Annotated in this window: 22 protein-coding genes; 1 reads left to right on the top strand and 21 read right to left on the bottom strand. The window is 58.8% G+C overall.

Annotation, left to right across the window (positions count from 1 at the left end):
• Positions 1-12: 12 nt before the first annotated feature.
• From BUA26_RS20015 to BUA26_RS04375, 21 genes are all read right to left on the bottom strand, one after another.
• On the bottom strand, positions 13-459 hold the full coding sequence (locus BUA26_RS20015; protein WP_143154166.1) for a hypothetical protein: 447 nt from the start codon (positions 457-459) through the stop codon (positions 13-15).
• A gap of 542 nt (positions 460-1,001) precedes the next feature.
• A complete protein-coding gene (locus BUA26_RS04275) occupies positions 1,002-1,409 on the bottom strand; it encodes a hypothetical protein (protein ID WP_072758181.1) in 408 nt (135 codons plus the stop codon).
• A 900-nt stretch (positions 1,410-2,309) separates the two neighbouring features.
• A complete protein-coding gene (locus tag BUA26_RS04280) occupies positions 2,310-2,762 on the bottom strand; it encodes a group II truncated hemoglobin (protein WP_072758183.1) in 453 nt (150 codons plus the stop codon).
• A gap of 142 nt (positions 2,763-2,904) precedes the next feature.
• A complete protein-coding gene (locus BUA26_RS04285; protein WP_072758186.1) occupies positions 2,905-3,450 on the bottom strand; it encodes a DUF2867 domain-containing protein in 546 nt (181 codons plus the stop codon).
• A gap of 637 nt (positions 3,451-4,087) precedes the next feature.
• Positions 4,088-4,492 carry a DUF2251 domain-containing protein gene (locus BUA26_RS04290; protein ID WP_072758188.1) on the bottom strand — a complete coding sequence of 135 codons (405 nt, stop codon included), beginning with the start codon at positions 4,490-4,492 and terminating at the stop codon, positions 4,088-4,090.
• A gap of 448 nt (positions 4,493-4,940) precedes the next feature.
• Positions 4,941-5,387, bottom strand: a complete 447-nt coding sequence (locus tag BUA26_RS04300) for an SMI1/KNR4 family protein (RefSeq protein WP_083572864.1) — start codon at positions 5,385-5,387, stop codon at positions 4,941-4,943.
• Positions 5,388-5,475: 88 nt separating this feature from the next.
• Entirely contained in the window at positions 5,476-5,928 is a 453-nt protein-coding gene (locus BUA26_RS20020; RefSeq protein ID WP_143154167.1) for a hypothetical protein, read from the bottom strand.
• A gap of 2,457 nt (positions 5,929-8,385) precedes the next feature.
• Complete coding sequence (locus BUA26_RS04315; RefSeq protein ID WP_072758198.1) at positions 8,386-8,781, bottom strand: hypothetical protein; 396 nt, start codon at positions 8,779-8,781, stop codon at positions 8,386-8,388.
• A 388-nt stretch (positions 8,782-9,169) separates the two neighbouring features.
• Entirely contained in the window at positions 9,170-9,658 is a 489-nt protein-coding gene (locus BUA26_RS20025; RefSeq protein WP_143154168.1) for a hypothetical protein, read from the bottom strand.
• Positions 9,659-9,710: 52 nt separating this feature from the next.
• Positions 9,711-10,085, bottom strand: a complete 375-nt coding sequence (locus BUA26_RS20030) for a hypothetical protein (RefSeq protein ID WP_143154169.1) — start codon at positions 10,083-10,085, stop codon at positions 9,711-9,713.
• Between the two features lie 118 nt (positions 10,086-10,203).
• The gene (locus tag BUA26_RS04320) at positions 10,204-10,575 is read right to left on the bottom strand and encodes a cupin domain-containing protein (RefSeq protein WP_072758200.1); all 372 of its coding nucleotides are present in this window, start codon (positions 10,573-10,575) and stop codon (positions 10,204-10,206) included.
• 729 nt (positions 10,576-11,304) lie between these two features.
• Positions 11,305-11,781, bottom strand: coding sequence for a pyrimidine dimer DNA glycosylase/endonuclease V (locus BUA26_RS20685; RefSeq protein ID WP_072758202.1), 477 nt, complete (start codon positions 11,779-11,781; stop codon positions 11,305-11,307).
• A gap of 63 nt (positions 11,782-11,844) precedes the next feature.
• On the bottom strand, positions 11,845-12,348 hold the full coding sequence (locus BUA26_RS04330; RefSeq protein ID WP_072758204.1) for a hypothetical protein: 504 nt from the start codon (positions 12,346-12,348) through the stop codon (positions 11,845-11,847).
• 1,112 nt (positions 12,349-13,460) lie between these two features.
• A complete protein-coding gene (locus BUA26_RS20035) occupies positions 13,461-13,865 on the bottom strand; it encodes a hypothetical protein (RefSeq protein ID WP_143154170.1) in 405 nt (134 codons plus the stop codon).
• Between the two features lie 43 nt (positions 13,866-13,908).
• Complete coding sequence (locus BUA26_RS04345; RefSeq protein WP_143154171.1) at positions 13,909-14,151, bottom strand: hypothetical protein; 243 nt, start codon at positions 14,149-14,151, stop codon at positions 13,909-13,911.
• 412 nt (positions 14,152-14,563) lie between these two features.
• Complete coding sequence (locus tag BUA26_RS04350; protein ID WP_072758211.1) at positions 14,564-14,785, bottom strand: hypothetical protein; 222 nt, start codon at positions 14,783-14,785, stop codon at positions 14,564-14,566.
• A gap of 58 nt (positions 14,786-14,843) precedes the next feature.
• Entirely contained in the window at positions 14,844-15,206 is a 363-nt protein-coding gene (locus BUA26_RS04355) for a hypothetical protein (protein ID WP_072758220.1), read from the bottom strand.
• A 63-nt stretch (positions 15,207-15,269) separates the two neighbouring features.
• Positions 15,270-15,620, bottom strand: coding sequence for a hypothetical protein (locus BUA26_RS04360; protein ID WP_072758222.1), 351 nt, complete (start codon positions 15,618-15,620; stop codon positions 15,270-15,272).
• Between the two features lie 90 nt (positions 15,621-15,710).
• Positions 15,711-16,088 carry a glyoxalase superfamily protein gene (locus tag BUA26_RS04365; RefSeq protein ID WP_143154173.1) on the bottom strand — a complete coding sequence of 126 codons (378 nt, stop codon included), beginning with the start codon at positions 16,086-16,088 and terminating at the stop codon, positions 15,711-15,713.
• 247 nt (positions 16,089-16,335) lie between these two features.
• Positions 16,336-18,327 (bottom strand): hypothetical protein, encoded by a 1,992-nt coding sequence (locus BUA26_RS04370; protein ID WP_255368157.1) that lies wholly within the window; start codon positions 18,325-18,327, stop codon positions 16,336-16,338.
• Positions 18,328-18,397: 70 nt separating this feature from the next.
• On the bottom strand, positions 18,398-19,468 hold the full coding sequence (locus BUA26_RS04375; RefSeq protein ID WP_255368158.1) for a hypothetical protein: 1,071 nt from the start codon (positions 19,466-19,468) through the stop codon (positions 18,398-18,400).
• Between the two features lie 227 nt (positions 19,469-19,695).
• Between BUA26_RS04375 and fusA the strand changes: the two genes are divergently transcribed.
• A complete protein-coding gene (gene fusA, locus BUA26_RS04380; RefSeq protein WP_072760016.1) occupies positions 19,696-21,735 on the top strand; it encodes an elongation factor G in 2,040 nt (679 codons plus the stop codon).
• Positions 21,736-21,772 lie beyond the last annotated feature (37 nt).

Genomic DNA, 21,772 nt, shown 5'->3' on the forward strand with positions numbered 1-21,772 from the left:
AGATTGCTACGGCTAGTTGCCTTTGCCAAGCGAAGGAAGGCCACCCGAGACGGTGTAGATGCTCCTTCGACGGCCACCACCATGCTGGGCACGTTTAACCTTGCGCTCCGCTACAGGCAGGACCCTGCAAGCAATGCACATGCGCTCGTGTGACCACATCATCTTTTTCTTGCCACAGACAACGCAGCGTCGTTTAGTCTTCCCGGTGCCAAGCTGATTGCTAGCGTAGTAGGGCTGCACTGTTGCCGGCTTATTCACGGGCTGCATGCTGACCGCATCGCTACTCGAAATTGCTTTCTTTGCACCATCCCTTCTTGCGCGAAGACCCTCGACTAGCTTCTGCTTTGTGCCGAGAGAATGTTTCTGAGCTAGAGCGCGAATTTCCTCAGCCTTATTGCGATCTCTTTCGAGACGTTGCTTGCGCGCCCGCACCCCTACGCCATTCTTTTTCTTGTTCACAGACTGCCCCTGCAATCTAACGTTGGAGTTAAGCGGCGAGCGTCAGCGCGTCCGCTTGGACGAGTTGTTAGACCCTGCAATGTCAGAGGACGCGCGCCCAAAAGGTGCGAAATTTCCGAAACTCTCGCATTTGAAGCCAGGCATGCAGATGCTTCCATTTAGTTGAAGCCCTGATGCTCCGTGTAGCCGGACGACCTTTACTTCGCAAGAACTATGCAAGAGCTCTGACAGTAATACCGTGTCTCCCTCTTTAAGGATAAAGGACCCGTCTGGGCTGCTCACTGCCTTGCTATGGGTGCCGTCGCTGTGAGTGACAATCCGCGGCACGTTTTCATAACCTTCCAGAAAAACCAGCTTTGCGCCGCCGTGTTCCTGCGTTGCGTGTTTGATCCAACACGGATCGGCCGCGTGTGCAGAGGATGCGACGATACACATGCCCAACGTCACAAGGCGGAAAGCTGAAGATTTCGGATGCACGTGAGCTTCCTTGAGCCTAACGCTGGAGTTAAGCGGCGGCGTAGCCGTCCGCCTTGAACGAGTGGTTAAGGCGCTTTGCGAAAACCAAAACGCACCTTGTATGCGTAGACGACACCAGGTATCCCGATAAGCATCAAGTACATGACGGCATTGTATGCAGAAGGATTAGCGCGACTGCCAGACCAAAGCACGCCATCGGATAGCTCAGCTAGTAGGTAAGCTGCACCAACCGAGAAAATGGTGCAGCCAATGACGCTGCCGATGAACTGCCTCACGCGCCCGGAAGTGAAGCACGAAATGGCAACGAGAAAGCAGAACGTGCCAAATCCGTAGAAACCGATGGCTTTAGGGTCAGCACCAGAAGGGGCGACAAAAAACATGACGACCCCAAACAACCCGGCCACGAGGCCGAGTACAAGGCGTGCACCAAAGCTCAAGCCTTGATTGATAGCCTCATTTGCGCGCTCGTACATGTGATGTGCCCTGACGCTGGAGTTAAGCGGCGGCGCAGCCGTCCGCCTTGAACGAATGGCTAGGGTCCGAACAACGCCTCATGGCAATGCGGGCATAGACCGCTGGCCGTGGCCCTACGCCATGTGAACAACCCTACGGGCTTGTGGCATGCAGAGCAACGGGGAGCGTTGTGGGCAAATGCCCTGCGCATGGGGATGGCCCAGAGCCATATCACCGCGACGCACGCGGGCGCAGCGATGGCAAAGTAGATTGGAGCGCTTTCGGGGTATGACTGAAAAACGATGAAACCTACGATGACGATGGACAGTTGAACAACGGAAAGAGGTGCACCGTATAGAACCAGCTTGCGACGCGTATGCGCCAAGGCGACTCTGGTTTGTTGGATGTACGAGGATCTGTCCATAGGGCCCTAACGCTAGAGTTAAGCGGCGGCGTAGCCGTTCGCCTTGAACGAGATGTTAGGCATGCGCCGACAACAATAGGCCGATAACATAGCCCACCCCTGCAAGAACACCAACCAATGCAGCACCGCTACTACGAGATAGCTGCCACTGGGCTTTGAGGCCTATGCCCAAAGCACAACCAACTGCGAGGCAAATCGCAACCCACGGTTGAAAACCGACACTGAGCACGTGTGAGAGGAGCATGGCCAGGAGCACCGCTACCAAAGCACCTGCGAGTGTCGTAGCTGCAGAAACGAAGAATCGCATACCCACCTCCTTGTGCTGAACACCTAAGCTAAGCGGCCTTGCGGGCCGCAATGCATGATTGCACCGGAAACTCCCTCCCACACGGTCTGCTTGAGTGCATAGTTAGGCCGCACTCAGACGAACAGTTGCGCTTGGCTGCTCAGACCAGCTCAGGGTCATGGCCTTCGGAGCAGACAGCCACCGACACGATCATGCCTGCAGGCCGTTCCATGACCATCGAGGGATTCGGAGGCCCTCGGGTACGTCGCCGGCCCTTTGTGGGTACGCAGCCATGCTTACCGTAGTGGCCCACGCAAAATAGTCGTGCAGGACTCGCCAGAGCGTGGAGTCGGCGACCTCAACGTCATCCATCGCCTGGTCAAAGCATGCGATCGCACGGCGGTCCATCTCTTCATGAGGCCCATTCCCGCTGTGCATACGAACTACCGACGACTCGCTGCCGTACTGCTCGCTGTAGGTCGGCGGTCCACCCCATGCTTCGCCCCAATACGCCGCGAGGCGTTCGGTGTGTTGCGGATGGAATCCGTGGCTGAATGCATGTGCGACGACTTCGTCAGCCAAGACTCGCTCGTGCCACGCATGAGCAAGACGACGAACACCTGCGGCGCCCCCGAGGGCTTCGAACAATGTATCGGTGGTCATGACTGTCTTCCGTTGAAGCTGTATGCGCGGCCTAACGTTTGGTATGAGGGGCGGCCGCAAGTGGCCGAAGCCCGCTTGTGGATGCCGCCTCGATGGAAGGGTTAGACCTCAGTGGGCTGCGCATGGTGACCGGGAGTTTGGCTCACGCCTCCGTGGCCGACGGCCAGCCGATTCGAGCGGCCCGACGGAGACTGGACTGAACGACCCATCGGTGGAACGGGGCGATGGCACCAATATAGAGACGGCCTGAGAGGTTGTGGCAATGGACCACGGTTGAAAGAGTCAAGTGGCGTTTGCCTCCCGGCGACGGCTGATTGGTACAGAGGACAGAAAGCCTGAAGTCCAGGTGCTTGTCGTCTTCTCCAAGGACAACTTCGGTCGGACTTGTGCTGTAGATCTTGAAGATGCCGACACGGCCTGCCCCGCTCGCCGCACCAAGTGACGTGAGTTGCTTGGCAGTCTTGAGGCCGAACTTGCCGACGACGGCATCTCGGACCGCCATGAGGTTGCCGACCCACGGTGCCTGGTGGGAGAAGATGAACCTCGCCAACAGTTCGGGATTGGTAGACGCTTCCGTTGGAAGCTCGATCGAGTAGGCGTCTGCGAGATTCGTCGATTCGTAGGCCCTGGCAATTCCCGACCCTATGGGAAGCGATACGGGCGTTGCGCGACGTTGTTGGTTTGACATGTGTGCGAGCCACTGGTTGGGTTCTGATATCTGACGCTGGAATTGAGCGGCGGCGTAGCCGTCCGCCTTGAACGAGATGTTAGATTTGCTTTTTGGCCGAGGGGCGCCCGAACAACGCGCATAGAACACCGAAAGCCATCAGGCCGCCATAGAACACAATCGGAAAGTCGCTGATTTGTCGATTGTTGACTGAGTATGTGAGTGCCCACTTGTCTTTGCGGATAAGAGTACCTACGGGCAAGCGCCTCTCTAAGGACTCGTCAGTTGGGCCAGCTACATAAGTGGAACGTGTTTGATCTTGCGCTTCTACGACGTACGTAGTGTCGCACCGATTGTTGTAGGGCTGAACACAACTGGTCTCGGATGAGACTACGGTCCCTTGTAGCGAAATTGCAGCACGCTGATAAATTTCATGGCCCGCGAAAAACCAGACGAGCAAGGCTAGGGGCGCAAGGTTCGGGATGCTGTCTCTGAAAGTTGGAATCCTTTGGCCACCGACACGTCGGTTTATAACCATCCTGAAATCGCCAAGCCATTCACGAAAGCGCCCTAGCATTGACTTTCCTTGTGCATCGAGGCTCATAAAATCTAACGCTGGAGTTGAGCGGCGGCGGCGCCGTCCGCCTCAAACGAGGGGCTAGGACTCGTCCGCGAAGAGCTTGAATGCGGAATCGTCCCAGTCGTGGCCGTGCCACTTCTCCGACGGAGGCGGGAAGCCTGTGCGGCAGTAACCGCGCTTTGCTGAGAAGTCGAAGATGGCGTGAACATAGTCATTGATGAGCAAGACCGCTTTGCAGTTGTCGGGGGACCAGCCGAGCTCAACCACTGAAGGAAGATGCCTGTCGGTGACGTTGGCCACGTTGTAGATGTGCATGGCATCTTGGATGGACTGACCAGATTGTGACTGGTCTAACGCATACAAGTATCCAGTGTCTCCGTCATCTTCAAAGACCACAGCGAACGGGCCGTCTGGAGCAGCACCCTCAACGAACTCCTCGATGCCGACTGTGAGCTGCTGCTTGGCTACGACGTTAACCGGCATGAGAGTCCTAACGCTGGAGTTAAGCGGCGGCGTAGCCGTCCGCCTTGAACGAGTAGTTAGACATTATTGGTAGCCACCTGCAAGAACTCGGCTCTGGTGCTCTCGGCCACGCTACGCCAAATTGTGCCCGCATTTGGATAGAGTTCGCACCCTTGCTCTCTGGCCGCAACGAGGATCTGCTGAAACCAACGCGCGTATGACCATTCGCGTGGCGGCGGAGAGTACAAGGAGTGACGCTCCGGGTCCCAATGAACCTCCATTGCCTCACGGTAGATGTAAGGAAACGCACGAGACGCCGGAACGACGTGCAGCTGACCTGCTGCGTCGATCACGATCTCTGCGATTTCGTCTCGGTCCATTGGATGTCTAACGCTTGAGCTAAGCGGCCGCTGCCGTGATGCGCAGCATGTTAGCGCAACCCGTCACAACGGTCCGCTTGAAGGAATAGTTAGTGCGCACGCCCGTAACGTTCCTGCAGCAGGATAACTGCGGCACGAGACTTAGCAGCGGCAACGACGATTGAACTGAGACCAGGCTTCCACAGGGTAAGCTTCTGAGTTTCATGATGCCAATGAAAAACCTCGTTCCCAGCGCGCATAGCAGCGACTTTGAGTACGAGTTGATTTCCCGTGCCATTGTCGGCTATTGACACAAGGCCTTGCGCCATCACTTCTTTACCCCAGACGCCCTTGAGGTTTTCATAGATGATGCTGTTGCATGTTTTTCGTGGGTTCGTTGGATCAAAAATAGGAAAAATTCTCCAGCCACCACGAATTTCGTTGCAGTTATACGATTTCCACGCTTCTCGTAGTTCGTCAGGAAAGCGAAAGCCTAGATCTGCTTCAGCAGCGGCAACCATTTCTTCCGTGACCCCAAGTGCAGGTTGCTGATTCATGCGCGCTAACGCTTGAGCTAAGCGGCCGCTGCCGCGAGGACCGTCAGTTTACCAGCGGCCCATCGCAGCGATCCGATTGACCGCATAGTTAGGCAACACGCCTTTTGCGAAACGGAACCGATACCACAACGTATGTGAGCCCGCCTTGTGCAAGGACCGTGCATGAAACATTGTAGGGCTCAACGCCTAACCAGAAAAACTCGTAGGTTGTTCGATCAGCTACGAACCTGTGTGTTTCTACAGGCTCGCCAAGCACGGTTGTAATTTGCTCGATGGCCATACCTCTTTGTAGAGGTAAACCCACGCGACGAAAGACAGCGCTGTAAATGGCCTTGTGGAGTGCCCCTAAGTCAAGTGCAAGCGACTGCAGCAGGCCTGGGTGTTTCTGTGGCCTGAGCCACCCAGTAAAACCGATGGCCTCACCAACCCAAGTGCGCCCCATGAACTCCCAGTTGGTCAACGCAACGATTTGAGATGCGGGAGAAAACTGAGACAGACGAAGTTCACCGAATTCTTTATGAGGGATCATGGCTACGATCATCTGCTTTTGCGAAGCCTAACGCTGGAGTTAAGCGGCAGCGAAGCCGTCCGCCTTGAACGAGTAGTTAGATATTGTTGCCCGAGGTTTCATCTTTCGGCTCTCCGGATAACGGCAAGCCACAGTTCATGCAACGCTGTGCGAAAGGATTTGCCCATGAGGACATGCAAAACGTGTTTCCGCACCTTGGGCAATTGCTGAAGCCGCTAAGTACAGCAGAAAAGAAGAGAAGCCCCATGTAACACGCAATAACGATGCTGCCCACCGCCCCAGAGATGACGACCAACGAACTCAGCCACACGATCGGCAGGAAGCCGCTGAATAGAACGAGCACCTGACGTCGCCTGGCACGTATGCGCCGAAGCCCCGCCTCAATGCTCTCGTTGGAATCGATTGTCATGATTGAATCTAACGCTGGGGTTGAGCGGCACGCGGCTTTTCGTGCGTCCGCTCGAATGAGCGGTTAGGCCAGAGCCTACCGGGTAGGTTCGTGCATGAGAAGACTATGAACAGCACGACCTTTCCGGAGGAAGTAGAAAGCGAAGAGCGCGAAGAAAATTATCTGAGCGACACCGAGGCCTAGTCCAACCCAGGTTGAAAGAATGGGCTGCTCCGTTCGAGCGGCGAGTGACTCGTAATTGACGGTGTACAGCTTTGATAAGTTGAAGGCATCGACGGCCACGCTCAGGAGCGATAAGAAAGCGCGTCCAAGCGCTAGCAGGCCAATGATTCTAAGGGTAAGCCAACCTGCGGATTCTTTGTTCATTGGATGCCTAGCGCTGGAGTAAAGCGGCCCGCCCGCTTGGACGAATTGTTAGCACCCAAGCCGAGATACGAACTCACTGATGACATGAGCGCAAGCTTGTGGCACAGCTTGGAGCAATAAATGAGGTCCTGCAATGTTTACGGTGGTGCAGTGCGCGATGGCTGCGCTAATTTGCCTGCCAGCACGCCACGCAAGCAGCCTGTCATTTGTGGCACAGAGGTAAAGAACGGGCAAAGAGACCGCGCGACAGCTGACTAACGCCTTGGCCCGCAGAGCGGAAGCAACCCGAGACCGAAGAACTGCTGGCCTGACTGCGAGCAATGCATTTTGGAGCGCGGCTTCTAGTTGTGGTGTGGCCCAGCGGCCAAGCAGCCACCAGGATAACAAAGACAACGGTATCGCTCGCACCGGCGCGAAGCGTGTGAGTGACGCAAGCGGCCCGAACATTGGCACCGGCGACTCTGCGAAGGTTGTAGAAAGGATAACCCCGACGAGATTGGACGGCGGGTTTGCGGCAATGGAAAGCGCAATGGGACCCGAGAATGACTCGCCGAGGAGCACAAACGGTACAACGGAAGGCAACTGATCTCTGACAAGCCTTTCGAGCGCGACGTAGTCGAGAATCTGGTCTGGTGGGTAAGAAATGATCGCGATGGAGTCGAATGCTGCGCGGACGGCATCCGCAAAAGCGGAGTGCAACGTGGCAGTGCCATCTAGGCCGGGAAGCACTACGAGTACGGTCATGCTGATCTAGGATGCTAACGCTGGAGTTAAGCGAAGGCGTAGCCGTCCGCCTTGAACGAGTGGTTAGGGCTCATATGGCACGGCATTAACCACCGAGTCCAACCGTAAAAAGAGCTGTTTTTTTGGTCTTGGCCAGTCAACTGCTTTTTCAACAATGACGCCAGAGAAGTCGTGTTAGGCGCGCTCATTTCAGAACCGTCATGGCGAAGGCAATTGCCAAGCCAAAAATTGCGACGTTCCAAGCGAGTACGCACATACGCAAACGTTTTAGCCAACCGCGATAGGTGGCGGAGGAAGCCGCCCATGTTGGATTTTTGAAGAGCCAAACAAAGGATAGACGATGAGTGGCCCATGCGCTGCGGAACATTGTGCACTCAGGCGCACGCCAGAAAAAGCCGTGAGGTCGACCGTTAGCCTCCCAAGCTGCTCGATCTTGTGCGTACTCAGTGCGGACCAAGCGATCGAAGATTACGAACGAATACAGTAACGCAGAGATCGCTAGCGCGAGGATGACTAACATGCCGGCGAATGTGAAATGCGAGGTCATCAGTAGGGCCTAACGCTGGAGTTAAGCGGCGGCGTAGCCGTCCGCCTTGGAACGAATGGTTAGGGCCCGCGCTCACTAGATATGTGTACGAGACCATGACCGCATGAAGCTTTTCAGCTCCGGCCCAGCAGAGATGTCCCTCATTTGTTGTGAGTCAGTAGGAGAAACCGGCTCGTAACCCGAGATGGCGGTGGCAACACAGAATACGTTTACGAATATTGCACCGCAATGAGAGCAGCTACCAAGCGCAAACTCCATTGAATCGGCATGACCAAGGTCACGCTCAGCGGACCACTTGAAATTGTCGCAGCAGGATTGCCGAGCCATGCTTGGTTAGCCCTAACGCTGGAGTTACGCGGCGCGCTTTTTCGTGCGTCCGCTTGGACAAGCTGTTAGACAACAGCTAGTCGAATTTGAGCTTCGATTTGAGATCAGCAAGCTCAGCCCGCTCTCGCGAATCTGCGGCGTCGCGCTCAGCAGCAGCACGCTGAGCTTTTTCTACATACGACCGGTAAGTAGCGTTTGTTTCAGCAATGACCTTGTTAAGCTCAGGTATGTGATGCCGCTGGAGCTCATCGGGGACGCAATAGATTTCTAGACGCTTACCCAATACAGAAGCGCGCCGCTTCATCATGTAGAACTGCTGCTGCCACCGGCCATCAAAATACTGAGCCCATTCGTGCGGTGCCGACGCAGAAAGGGTAAGAACGACGTGCACCATTTGAGTATTCGGCTCGCTCTTGTATGAGGCCTCGTCGTCCATAGCGACGATCTTGATGTCTTCAAACTTGCTTGGCATATTTCCTTCCCCTTATTGTCTAACGCTGGAGTTAATCGGCGGCGAAGCCGTCCGCCTTGAACGAGTTGTTAGAAGGTTGCGACACCGCTAACTACCGCGTGAACGAGCAAGAGCACACCACCAGCCATAGAATATTGCGCAGATGCCGCCGAAGATGCCGACCACTGCGCATACGAACCCCAAAACGAGAAGCACACGCGCATGCCACGACATTGCAAGAAGGACCAGCAAAAACCCTGCAGACGCGAGACACACCGCAGCAAAGGCTAGCCGTAGAGCCGTAGAAAATGGCGTGATGTTTTGGCCCACGAAAAAGTTACGCACGCTACCTTCTAACGCTAGGGTTAAGCCACGGCGTAGCTGTCCACCTTGAACGAATTGCTCGCCCCTACGCGGAGCCATTGAACGACAGCTGAGAAAATTGTCTTGCTTCTGGATCGTATAGTACCCCCCAGAAGCTATCGCCACCGTCGCAAACGATTTCAGGCTCACTGCGCCAGCGATCTCGATCCTGGGGATGGAGATAGATCGGGTGGTCATGAAACGCATTGATATATACGTAGTCGTGACCGTTGATGCTGACACCGACGTACTGTCTATAGAATGCAGACGGGCCTGAAACGGACAGGCTTTTGCCACAGCAAGTTTGAGACACCATTTTTGAGAGCTTCGGCAAGTCCTGTTCTAGCTTCGCAATCACCGCAGGACTAACCATCCATACGCCGCTGACCGGCCCCGGTGTCTCGCGAGAACATTGCTGAAGGACGTGTCGTGCCTGTGTCGTTGGCAACAAAACGGCGCGCTCAGACGAGGCCGAATTGGCACTCGCACCAAAGCCTAGAAGAAACAACGCGAGAAAGTTGAGTGTTTTATGCATAACGCTGGAGTTGAGCGGCGGCGAAGCCGTCCGCCTTGAACGAAATGTTAGGTTACTTAGTGTTGATGGCGGTGACTACTGCTAGTCCTTTAGTTGTTGCGCGATACTGAACGACTGAAGCACCCAGCATATTTGTATCGCCGTCTGGCAGCGTATGCGGCTCATGGATTTCCACGAATCCCTTGGCCTCAAGGTCTTTGAGCAGAGGCCAAGAACCGTCCTGCTCTAACGTCTCCTTGCGATTAAATACATGCGGGTCGGCTTGTAGCAATAGGGATATTTGACGAAGGCTTATGCCAAGAGTTGCCTGTGATTGCGATTCCAGCGCTCGCGCATGTGCAGCAAGTTGTAGGTTGGCATTGCGCTCGGCGCTCCATGCGTTTTGGGAGAGCGAAAGCGCAACGAGGATGACTAGGAAAGCACGCATATGGAAGACCTAACGCTGGAGTTAAGCGGCGGCGAAGCCGTCCACCTTGAACGAGTTGTTGGGGCCCGAACAACGCCCCGTGGCAATGCGAGCATAGCCCGCTGGTTGAAGAGTCCGCTCATACCGGGCGCAGTTGCTCAGCCAAAGACCGAGTTTTCTCGGTGGCCACCGTGCCAGTGTGCAGCGTTGACTTGCGCTCGATGAGCATGAGTTGACACTCTTCCTCCGCGACCGGATTGTGGCGAACGCCCTTGGGGACGATGTACATCTCACCCTCGCCAAGCTCCACGGTGTTCCCTTCCAGTTCGATGCGGAGACGGCCTTTGAGTATGAGAAACAGCTCGTCTTCGTTCTCGTGACTGTGCCAGGCCAACGAGCCACGGACTTTTGCAACTTTGATATAGGCATCATCGACCTCACCGATCACCCGCGGAGACCAAAGTTCTGTGAGGGAGGCAGCGATTTGCTTTGGTGACACAACACTCGACATGTTCTCTCCTACAGGCTAACGCTTGAGTTAAGCGGCGAAGCCGTCCGCTTGAATGAGTGGTTAGGCATCTTGGTATCGCTTGAGGCCGCAGTGAGGGCAAGCTACAAGCGGAACCCGAGAGTTGCCTACGAAATATTGCGAACACCTTGGGCAACGAAAGCGACTTAAGCGTATGCGCCAGTAGAACGTGCCAGCTAGCCAGAGACCAAGGTAACTAAAGATTAGAACTTGCCGATTGGCTTGTGTAAGTGATGATGCATGGTTTAGCAGCAGCAAGAACGGCAAGACCAAGCCTCCAAGCCACCAGGACAAGAACCAGGCCTGAATATGGCGATACCGCTTCCATGCTGCCGAATATTTGCCCATGCATGCCTAACGCTGGAGTTGAGCGGCGGCAAAGCCGTCCGCCTTGAACGAATAGTTAGAGCCTAGCCTGTAGCAATGCTACTTCGCTTTGAAGGCCCATGTTTACAGCAGCGCTGTGTAACTCGCCCCAGAACTCCTTTGGGGCGCTGCATAGCTCACCAAGCTCCATGGCGTCGTCGAGAGCAAGACCAAGTTCGTTGTGATGCAAGAACCCCTCCATCGATAACCAGCAGGCATCAGCATCTTGGCTTGGCAGCGTTTGCGGCAAATAGAAGCGACTTGCTGCGAGATGTCGAAGCGTTATAGCTAGCGAAGCCTTCAACTCAATTGGCAACATTGTTCACCTAGGCTCTGACGCTGGAGTTAAGCGGCGCCGGAGGCGTCCGCCTTGAACGATTGGTTAGGTGCCACTTGCACCCGCTCCCATGATGCTACTGGCCCGGCGCTTTGGCGAAGTAGTGGGTGGCACATTGGCCGCTTGAGTAGTCTCCATTGCTCAAACTGCGCCGGGCTGCGTACAGCCAGCTTGGCTAGCAAGTGCTGCCACTCGTGATGAATTTGGCCGGTGGTAACAACGATAGGCTCAACGACTTTGACCGGCCCTATCTTGGTGCGATCGAACGAGTATCCACGGGCCTTTGCCTCCGCGTAGACCCCAGCAAGATAGGCGTTGATCGCCAGGCGCGGCTGCGCATGCGCCGCGAAGCGGTCGAGTTGTGGGTGATGCTTGTACCCGTGCGTGTTCCCGCGAAGGACCGCACGAGCCAGCAAACCCTCCCGCCATAGTGCGACAAGGCCTTGAGTGTCTAGGTATTTGGGGTGTAACGACCAAAGACGCATGCGCGTATGGCACCTAATGCTGGAAGTTATGCGGCGGCGAAGTCGTCCAACTTGAACGAAATGTTAGAGATCGTGCGCCCCAGTACCCGCATAGCGTAGACGGAGCAGGAGCCGAGAAGTAGCCCGCGCACCTAAAACGAGAGCTGTACCAAGGATGCACTGGACGATGCTGGCAACAAGTGACGGCAACACGAACAGCCCAGGCCCGCCAAATGCGCGAATTACGCTGCCGGCCAAATCCGGTAGCGCGAGGGTAAATATGAGAGTGCCCGCTGCGACGAACACCGCACCGACAATTGACTGCTGGTCTAGCGTAGCCACCGGGAGATCAGTGATGCCGCGTGCAGCTAGCCGTGCTAGATAAGGCGCACACCACCAAACGACGATTGCCGCAATTGCCGGCCCAAGTAAAGAAATTAGGGCGATGACTGGAAGCGATAAGCCGAACTGATTTTGGTTTGGAACAACCACGAAGACGACAGCCTCGGCTAGATAGACGAGCGCTCGCGAGGCGATGAAAACAGCCAAGACTCGTAGCGCAAGCGTCGTTAGTTCCTGTGGCTTCATGTCTTCAACCTCTAACGCTGGAGTTAAGCGGCGCCGGAGGCGTGCGCCCTGAACGATTTGTTAGGCGCGCAATTACTGCCCACGGCGCGAACTTGGCGGCTCACCTTTGAGCCAACACACTGCAAGGAGAATGGCCGTGGAGACCGCGATGCCGGCAAAGAATAGTGCGTGATCTCTTGCTGGCGGCAAGAAATGTCTGAGGAGCACTAAGGACGCAGCATAGGCGACGAAAACGGCCCAGCCTTGCCACCGGGCTGGGAAGCTCCAACCCCAGCCGTACCGCTTAGCAGGAAACCAGTACTTCTTTTCGATATCCATTTCGACCCCGATGACGATTTTTCGAACCGCCTAACGCTTGAGTTAGGCGGCAGCGTACCCGTCCGCCTTGAACGAGTTGTTAGGCATACAGCTAGTCACGATAGGCAGACCAAGCAAGCCAAATGAACCCAGCGCATGCCACCAACCAGAAGAAGATGATGAACCAAAATTGCGATGACTGTGATGCATGGCTATGCATAGTGCCCGCTACGAGGTCTGTTCGGCCAAAGCCAGGAACAGAGCCGCTCTTGAGGCCAGACACGACCAGCGCGCCAGATACAAGTGCGCCGATTACACCGATGAAGATCTTGAAGTAACGCCTAACGGTGTCTTGCATACGCACTCCCTTGATATGCCTAACGCTTGAGTTAAGCGGCGGCGAAGCCATCCGCCTTGAACGAGATGTTAGGCCATGACACGAAATATTTCGGACGCCAAGAGCCAAACGATGGGAAGCAGTACGAGCAGCCATGCGAGCCAGTGAATAAGCTTGCGCCAGGCCCAGCCACAGAACATGGCGACCGCAGCAAAACCGAGTACTGCGAAAGCCGGAAGAAAGTACCAGTTCGCTGCGACGAGCTCGTATACGCCGGAGTCGACGTTGTGCCCGTAGCGAGCCACGGTTTCGTCCACAGCAATCCGTGAGGCCCGATACAGCCACGCCGCCATTGCAAGCGATGTAGCGCTGGCGATGGCATCTATCCAAGCTCCCAATCGTGCTGAGGTAACCATCGTGACCTAACGCCGGAGTTAAGCGGCGGCGGAGCCGTCCGCCTTGAACGAGATGTTAGACATCATGGCACTTCGACTGGGCATACAGCTGGGCTTGCAACATATATTTTTGAGTTAACACGCATGACGTCGGCCCGGTACGCTTGGATGTTGTCGACGGCCCCAGCCTCGACAACGGTGAGCAAATTTGTCTCTTTGCAAAGCTCCAATTCTACGTAAGAACCGCCCGGGCCGCCGCTGCCTGCAAAAGTGACAAAGACCAGATGCCGATTGTGAGCAGCTATGGCGGATGAGACCAGCCCACGGGCGGCGTCCGTGTAGCCACTTTCAGCCGGATGTTTTCGATTGAAAGCGCTCAGATATGCCCGAGAGAGATCAATTGCCAAGCGCTGATCGTAATGAAACGCATCAGCTGCGGAAGCGCTGAAGCTGATGAAAAACGCAAGAGCTGCAAGGAGGCTCTTCATGATGCCTAACGCGCGCGTTAGCGCGTCCGCCTTGAAAGAGATGTTAGGCCTTGTCGCCAAGGTCACGACCGAGCCACTTACCAATTGGCTTGGAAAAGATGAGCACAAGCACACCGACGACAATGTAAGCCATGTTGCCTATGACTGTGTGCGCAGGGTAGTGCTGAACATTGACGCCTGCAGCAGCCTCGATCGCGTACATGCTCCAGCCGAGCACGATGAAGGCCGTCCATACAGCAGCCATAAGACGAAGAATAAGAATGGCCAACTTTTGATGAGAGTTCACAGCAGACAGTCCTTGTGGCCTAACGCTTGAGTTAAGCGGCGCCGGAGGCGTCCGCCTTGAACGAGATGTTAGACCGAACCGGCCCAACAGGAATCATGCTGCGAGCTTACGGATTGCCTGACGCACTTGCTCGTCTGGTACCAAAGCCGCGAATCGGTGCTCGAACGTGACCGCGAACTCGGGCGATGCTTGGCCTGATGAAACAAGATTGCTCCCCTGACGAAGCTCTTCGATCAACCGCCAATCCTCGTCGGTGATGCCCGATGTAACACCGGATCTATTACGAGACCATCCATCGGCGTCACCGCCGAATGATTGATACGTACTTATTTTTGCCAATGTGAGCATGGTATGAAGTACGGTCTAACGCTGGAGTTAAGCGGCGGCGTAGTCGTCCGCCTTGAACGAGATGTTAGACGCCATTTGCGCCAAAGTGATTGTAGAGGCCTATGACAAGAAGCGCGCCGAGCAGAGCAACGGCGCCAATCGTCTCTACGTCATAGTTAGAACGCGAGAAGCGTTTTCGAAGAGGTTTGAATAGCAGCAGCGGCAGAGTGACGATCAAGCCTGCAACGAGGCAGGCAAGGCCAAACCCCAAGCCAAACTTTGTCCAATCCCAGAATGCGTGAAGCATGTTTGGCGCCTAACGCTGGAGTTGGGCGGCGGCGAAGCCGTCCGCCTTGAATGAATTGTCAGGGGTCGACCCAGTACAGGCACAGCCCACCTGCTGCGAAGAATATCAGCCACGATAGGTGGCGACCGCGCGTAAGGACCAGTGGCAATAGGCCGCAAGCAATAAAGGTCCAGCCGATGGCAGATGCAAGCGCCGAAGCCGAGGCTTGGCCGGCCAACTGGAACAAGACGACGGCAAATCCGAAGGCAAGCACACTGGTTATGTGCCACGCAAAGCGAAGCGTGCGTACCGTGAACTCGGTGCCACCAAACAGCCTGGGCAGATTGTCTCGACGGAACAGACGGATGAGGATGTACCGCTCCCCCAAGATGGAGTGGGCAATCCCGAGTGCGGCAATCAAGAAAGCGGCGGTATGCAGCATTCTTCCCAAGCTCCCTGACGCTGGAGTTAAGCGGCGGCGAAGTCGTCCGCCTTGAACGAGGTATTAGGTTGCATTGGCGAAAATGCCGCGGGCAACGAACTGTGTAATGACGGAGGCGAACAAAATACCAAGAACGAGAAGCGCCCAACGAAACTTGAACCACGCAGCCCGGTACCCGGACGACTGTACAACCAGATCGACAAGGTAGGCGGCGCAGTAGGCGACGTTTGCCAAGACAGCCAGCACAAAGAGACCTTGCAGCAGATCGAAGGACATGGCTTGCCAGGACTGCGACAGGTGAAACAGGAAGATGGCCCCTACGACACCTAGAAGGGCTGCGTTGTAGATGAGACGGCCGCGCTCCCAGTAACGGATGGCGTTGGTTAGTGAGGCGCGGAATGGTGGTGTGCTCATTCTTGCAACCTAACGCCGGAGTAAGCGGCCGCTGTCGCGATGCATGACCGTTTGCCGTAACCGATTTCATCGACCCGGTCGACCATGCGCTTAGGCCATGCGACCCGGTTCGCTACCGCTATCCGGCAATGGAAAGAGCAGTTCATTGCCATCGGGATCTTCTATCTTGATCACATCGTAGCCCCACCAAGAGATCTGGTTGGGAATGGAGCGCTCAACCATTTCGCGCTTGAATTCCGCAATGCCATCGCGCGTGAGCTCTACAAACAGGCGTCCCTTGTCCTTGCGTCCGGCATCCTCGCACAGAATGATCTCGCATTCCGCCCTATCGATCTGACATACCTTCCCCTGTCCATCGCCTTCATGCCAGGCCTTTTCGAAACCGAGTGTTTCGATATAGAAGTGCAGCGCACGATTCAGGTCACTAACGAAGAGAACCGGCCTTGTATACCACCTGTGCATGGTCATCTCTCCGGGAGTTCGTGGTGCGGCCCGACGCTGGAGTCAAGCGTCGGCATAGCCGTCCGCCTTGAACGAAATATTAGCCCCAAATGTGAACCTTTCAGGGCGCGAAAACCCGCCTGGCGATCTGCCGGTGAAACGCGCAAGTCCAAAACCAGGATGGCGCAAAAGAGCGTACTGCACGGCCAACGGAGGCACGCCGATGCCTGCCAAGCCCGCCGGATCGGGGCTTGGCGCAGGCACTACGTATGCCTCAATGGAACTGGTCGCTGGCCGGCACCCACGAACTGGACGATGAGGCGGGCGTACTGGCCCGCTTGACCGGCAGCACGATGCCTTCGCAGCCCGGTGGTGGCGGGCCGCCGGCGACGCGGGCCGCTGCGCATTCGGCGCCGTTGTCGAGTTTGATCATCGGTGCCGGAGCTGCGCTGCTGGCTGCGGGTGCAGGTGGCGTCACCGGGTTGGCGGGAGCGAGGTGCAGGCGTTCGTAGACTTTCGCGTCGAGCGGCTTGGCCGGCGGATCGGGGTTCTTGCAGCCGAACAGCGACATCGGCAGCAGTGGCATCACCGCGCACTCGACGCGTACACCGCGGGGCAGATGGAAGGTGTGTTTGACCGTGGTTTTTTCCACCGCATGACGCAGCGCGGTGTCGATCGAACTCTCGCCTTCGGGGGTCCAGTTCTGGTCGAAGCGGGTCGGCTTGTAACCGATGTTCGGCGTGCCATGGCTCATGATCGAGGTATCGCCGCGCGGCTTCAGTTGCACGTAGCCGCCGAGTTCGCCTTGCTTCTCGCCCTGGTCGGCACCGGGCTGGTTGCCGCCGGGCTGGCCGGTACCTTGTTGTTGCCCGGCGCTGCCCTTGTCGCTGCCCTGCCCTGTTTTCGGCGATGTGGCGGCCGTGTTCTTGCCGGTGTCCGTTTCCGGTGCGGCAACGACGCCGTTGGGCTCACCCGGCGTGGCCGTGTCGCTGCCTTGCGGCGTAGCGTTGGGTGCACGGCTGACGTCGCGCCCGCTGCTGAGGTCGCCCGGACTTGGGTTGGTCTCGTGCGCAGCAGGTTGCTCGGTCGCGGCAGGTGACGGCGACTGGGCCGGCGTGCTGGTCGCGGTGGTGGTCGGCGTGGCCGCGGCGGCGGTCGCCACTGGCGCACTCAGTTGCGGCCGTTCGATGGACGGCTTGATGGCTGGCGTGCGTGCGGTATCGGCAACCTCGACCTTCACGCTCGGCGTCTGCGCCTCGGTTCGCGCCGGTGTGGCGGGAGCCAGCGGCACCGCTTCCAGTTCGGCTTCGGCCACGTCGATCGTCGGCGCCTGCACCTGCGGTTTCTCATTCGGTACGGTCGGCGCCGGCGCACTCAATGACGTCTGCAGGTTCACGCTCGGCGATGGCTGGGCCGGCAGCGGAATCGGCTGCAGCTCGGGCACCGGCGGCGCGGCGGCAATCTCGGCACGGGCCGGCACCACGCTGGCTGGCGCGTTGGTTTTCGGCACCTCGGTATTCAACGTGACGCTGGCTACGCTGATCGGTGGCGGTGACTGCGGCGGCACTTCCGGCAGCGCCAGCGAGGCCGGCGGCGTCAGCGGCTGGGTACCTTCCAGTTGCGGCTTGCGCACGGATTCGGGCTGGAACTTCGGCGGCACCGGCGGCTGCAAGGCCGGCGTCGGCAGCGCCACCGTCGGCGGTTCGCCGGCCAGCGGAACCGGCTGCAGGTCGGGTGTCGGCGCCGGCTTCGGCAGGCTCACTGGCGGCGGCGGCGCGGCCTTTGGTTTCGGTGCCGGCGCATGCGGCTTCGCGGCCTTTGCGAGCACCGGCGTCGCGGCGGCCGGCGCGGGCGACGCCGCTACCGTTGCCTGCGTAAACGCACTGCGCTCGCTGCTCGGCGTGGGCTGGCTGCTGCGGCCTTGATGCCGCGGACCGCGCTCTTTGGGCGGTGTGCCGCGCACCGGTGGCGGCGGTGGCGGCTCGGGTGGTTCGATCAGGCGCACCTGCATGAACTGCAGCTTCGGCGCCGTCGGCGGCGGCAACTCGTAGGCCGGCCCCAGCACGAAACTAAACAGGAACACGATGTGCACCAGCAGCGCGCCGATCGCGGCGACCGCATGCAGGCCACGCTCGCGTGGGCGCTGACGGGTGCGTTGATGGTAGACGCGCGCCCGGGAGGCAGCCGCCAGCGGCGAGTTCAGCATGATCCGCGCGGGATTGGCGGAACGGCCGGCAGCAGGTTGGTCCGGGGGTGGCAAGGGCATGCGGCCAGTGTAGCGGGCGCGGCGGCCGTTCCGCATGACACTCAAGATGCTCTGATCTAATCAGAGCATCTCAATGACTGCGGGCAGCGCTCGCGGCGCGTTCGCGCAATTCGGCGTCGACCGAACGATTCGGCGTATCGACCGGGCAACCCGGCTCCAGCGGCTTGCCGGCGCGATACATCGCGATGCACGCCTCCACGCTGGGCGGCTTTGGCGCATGCGCCTCGCCATCCAGCGGCTTGGCCGGCGCCATGCTGAGGCGCTCGTCGCCGTCCTTGGCCGAGGGCGGCGCCGGCGGATTGATGCAATTCGGCGTCGGAATGCCCAGCACCGTCATGCATTTCAGATGCACGCCACCGGGCAGGTTCACGTCCTTCGATTTCAACACCGCATCGACCACATGCCGAACCGCCGCGCCGCCGGCCGTTTCATCCGGTGGCGGAAAGTACTTCTCGAAGCGCGTCGCCTTGTACTTGATCGGATCGGTGTGCTGCATGATGCGCGCGTCGCCTTGCGGCTGGTTCTGTACATAGCCGGGCACGGGCGCGCTGGCGGCGGCCGCCGGCAGCAGCGGCTGGCCATGCTCGTCGTACAGTCGCGCCGCGGTGGCTGGCTTGGGCGCCGGCAGCTGCAAGGTCATCGCCTCCTTCGCGACCGGCTCGGGCAGCCTGGGCCGCACGCGCGGCTTCGGAGGCGGTGGCAAGTCCTGCGCGGGCGGCGGTTCGACCATCGGGATGGGCGATCGGGTGATGAAGCGAATCCGCAGTATTTCGTCGGTTCGTGTCGCCACCGCGGGGGTCGGCCGCGGCCGCATGCCGTACCAGATCGCCACCACGAACAGCGCATGCAGCGGCACAGCCACCGCGATCGCGAGCCAGCGCTGCCGGCGATCGTGCTGCGGCTCGCGCCAGCGCCGCTGCCGCAACCGCGCCAGAGTCGGGCCGTCCAGCGGTGCCAGTCCGCCATCCGGCTGATCCTGGCTCAGCCATGGCTGGCGTTGATGTGCGGCCTGCTGCGGACGGACGATGACGATGCCTCGTGGGATGCGGATGGCTGTCGGCAGGATGCCGGAGGGCGCTTGAACCCCGACGCACCGGCCAGCGGGTGTGGAGTTCACGCGCACTACAGACCGCTGCCACACGCTGCCGGTTCCCCGCACTGCAGCTTGACCGCATCGGCGGTTCGCTCAAGTCTAGACGCGTGGTGCAACGCACCGCTCCGCCATGACCGCCCTCATCCTGTGCAGACGCCCGCTCTGCGCATGCGAGGAACGACCATGACGGCCCGCCATCGTCAGCCGCCAACGCGCGGCCTCATGCGGCGCCGTTCATGCCACGAGGCCACGCCCTGCTTGAGGAGGGTCGCATCGTGACATACACCACGGAAAGCATCCGCAACATCGCGTTCGTCGGCCATGCCGGCGTGGGCAAGACCACGCTGTTCGAAGCGCTGCTGCTGGCCGGCGGCGCGATCCAGGCACCGGGCACGGTCGAGCGCGGCAACACGGTGTCGGATACCGACAGCCAGGAGAAGGCCCGCGTACATTCGATCGACACGTGCATCGCACATCTGGATCGGGACGATTGCCACCTCAACCTGATCGACACCGCCGGCTATGCCGATTTCCGCGGCGCCACGCTGGCCGCGCTGGCCGCGGTGGAAACCGTGGCGATCGTGGTCAACGCGATCAACGGCATCGAGCACGGCACCCGCCGCATGATGATGCATGCGAAGCAGCGCGGACTTGCGCGCATGCTCGTGGTCAACAAGATCGACTTCGACGGCGCCAACCTGGCGGCTGTGGTGGATGCGCTGCGCGAGGAGTTCGGCAACGAATGCCTGCCGGTGAACCTGCCCGCCGGACGTGGCACGCGCGTGCTGGACTGCTTTTTCCACAGCGAAGGCGCCACCGATTTTTCTTCGCTGGCCGAGGCGCATCAGCGCATCCTCGACCAGGTCGTCGAAATCAACGAAACCATGATGGACCAGTACCTCGACGCGGGCGAAGGCGCACTGACCCCGCAGCAGTTGCACGATGCGTTCGAGCAGTGCCTGCGTGAAGGCCATCTGGTACCGATCTGCTTCGTCAGCGCGCGCACCGGCGCCGGCGTCAACGAACTGCTGGATGTCGCCACGCGGCTGCTGCCGAATCCGGCCGAAGGCAATCCGCCACCCTTCGTGCGCAGCGATGGCTCGCCGCTGGCGGTCAGCGCCGATCCGGCCAGTCATGTGATCGCCGACGTGTTCAAGATCGTCAACGATCCGTTCGTGGGCAAGCTCGGCGTCTTCCGCGTGTGGCAAGGCACGATCCGCCGCGACAGCCAGTTGCTGGTCGACGACGGCCGCAAGCCGTTCAAGGTCGGCCATCTGTTCCGGCTGCAGGGCAAGACGCATGTGGAGATCGAGGCGGCGATCCCGGGCGACATCGCCGCAGTGGCGAAGATCGAGGACATCCACTTCGACGCGGTGCTGCACGACTCGCACGACGAGGATCGGATCGCACTGGCGCCGCTGACGTTTCCGTCGCCGATGTTCGGCCTCGCACTGGAGCCGAAGCACAAAGGCCATGAGCAGAAACTCTCCAACGCGTTGGGACGGCTGGCCGAGGAGGATCCGTGTTTCCGCGTGGAGCACCACAAGGAGCTCAACGAGACGGTGGTGCGCGGGCTGTCCGACCTGCATCTGAAGGTGATGCTGGAGCGCATGCGCGAACGTTACGGGGTCGAGGTGGTGACCCATCCGCCACGCATCGCCTACCGGGAAACCATTTCCGGCCAAGCCGAAGGCCATCACCGTCACAAGAAGCAGACCGGCGGCGCCGGCCAGTTCGGCGAAGTGTTCCTGCGGGTGGAGCCGCTCGAACGCGGGACCGGTTTTGAATTCGTCGATGCGGTGAAAGGCGGCGTGATTCCCGGCCAGTTTCTGCCGGCGATCGAGAAAGGCGTGCGTCAGGCGATGGAGCATGGCGCGATCGCCGGCTATCCGCTGCAGGATCTGCGGGTGACCGTGTACGACGGCAAATACCATCCGGTCGACTCGAAGGAAGTCGCCTTCATCAGCGCCGGCAAGAAGGCGTTTCTCGACGCGATCGGCAAGGCGCGGCCCATCGTGCTGGAGCCGATCGTCAACGTCGAGGTGGCGATTCCCGAACACAACGTGGGCGACGTCACCGGCGGCCTCGCCGGCAAGCGCGCACGCATCATGGGCACCGACACCCAGCGCGGCGGCGAGCTGGTGATCAAGGCACAGGCGCCGCTGGCAGAGCTGGTCGACTACCCCACCGAACTGAAATCGATGACCGGCGGCCGCGGCCGCTACAGCCTCGACCTCAGCCACTACGAGCCCGTACCGCCGACCGTGCAGAAGCAGCTCAGCGAGGCGTGGAAACCGCACGCGGAAGAGGATTGAGGTACGGCGGGCAACCGCTATGCCCTATTGCACCATG

Source organism: Rhodanobacter sp. OK091, assembly GCF_900142825.1.
Lineage (GTDB): Bacteria > Pseudomonadota > Gammaproteobacteria > Xanthomonadales > Rhodanobacteraceae > Rhodanobacter.

Bases quoted from the DNA above. Each gene is read 5' to 3' on its own strand.
- BUA26_RS04275 (WP_072758181.1), bottom strand. From the start codon at position 1,409: ATGTACGAGCGCGCAAATGAGGCTATCAATCAAGGCTTGAGCTTTGGT.
- BUA26_RS04280 (WP_072758183.1), bottom strand. From the start codon at position 2,762: ATGACCACCGATACATTGTTCGAAGCCCTCGGGGGCGCCGCAGGTGTT.
- BUA26_RS04285 (WP_072758186.1), bottom strand. From the start codon at position 3,450: ATGTCAAACCAACAACGTCGCGCAACGCCCGTATCGCTTCCCATAGGG.
- BUA26_RS04290 (WP_072758188.1), bottom strand. From the start codon at position 4,492: ATGCCGGTTAACGTCGTAGCCAAGCAGCAGCTCACAGTCGGCATCGAG.
- BUA26_RS04300 (WP_083572864.1), bottom strand. From the start codon at position 5,387: ATGAATCAGCAACCTGCACTTGGGGTCACGGAAGAAATGGTTGCCGCT.
- BUA26_RS20020 (WP_143154167.1), bottom strand. From the start codon at position 5,928: ATGATCGTAGCCATGATCCCTCATAAAGAATTCGGTGAACTTCGTCTG.
- BUA26_RS04315 (WP_072758198.1), bottom strand. From the start codon at position 8,781: ATGCCAAGCAAGTTTGAAGACATCAAGATCGTCGCTATGGACGACGAG.
- BUA26_RS20025 (WP_143154168.1), bottom strand. From the start codon at position 9,658: ATGCATAAAACACTCAACTTTCTCGCGTTGTTTCTTCTAGGCTTTGGT.
- BUA26_RS20030 (WP_143154169.1), bottom strand. From the start codon at position 10,085: ATGCGTGCTTTCCTAGTCATCCTCGTTGCGCTTTCGCTCTCCCAAAAC.
- BUA26_RS04320 (WP_072758200.1), bottom strand. From the start codon at position 10,575: ATGTCGAGTGTTGTGTCACCAAAGCAAATCGCTGCCTCCCTCACAGAA.
- BUA26_RS20685 (WP_072758202.1), bottom strand. From the start codon at position 11,781: ATGCGTCTTTGGTCGTTACACCCCAAATACCTAGACACTCAAGGCCTT.
- BUA26_RS04330 (WP_072758204.1), bottom strand. From the start codon at position 12,348: ATGAAGCCACAGGAACTAACGACGCTTGCGCTACGAGTCTTGGCTGTT.
- BUA26_RS20035 (WP_143154170.1), bottom strand. From the start codon at position 13,865: ATGAAGAGCCTCCTTGCAGCTCTTGCGTTTTTCATCAGCTTCAGCGCT.
- BUA26_RS04350 (WP_072758211.1), bottom strand. From the start codon at position 14,785: ATGCTTCACGCATTCTGGGATTGGACAAAGTTTGGCTTGGGGTTTGGC.
- BUA26_RS04355 (WP_072758220.1), bottom strand. From the start codon at position 15,206: ATGCTGCATACCGCCGCTTTCTTGATTGCCGCACTCGGGATTGCCCAC.
- BUA26_RS04360 (WP_072758222.1), bottom strand. From the start codon at position 15,620: ATGAGCACACCACCATTCCGCGCCTCACTAACCAACGCCATCCGTTAC.
- BUA26_RS04365 (WP_143154173.1), bottom strand. From the start codon at position 16,088: ATGACCATGCACAGGTGGTATACAAGGCCGGTTCTCTTCGTTAGTGAC.
- BUA26_RS04370 (WP_255368157.1), bottom strand. From the start codon at position 18,327: ATGCCCTTGCCACCCCCGGACCAACCTGCTGCCGGCCGTTCCGCCAAT.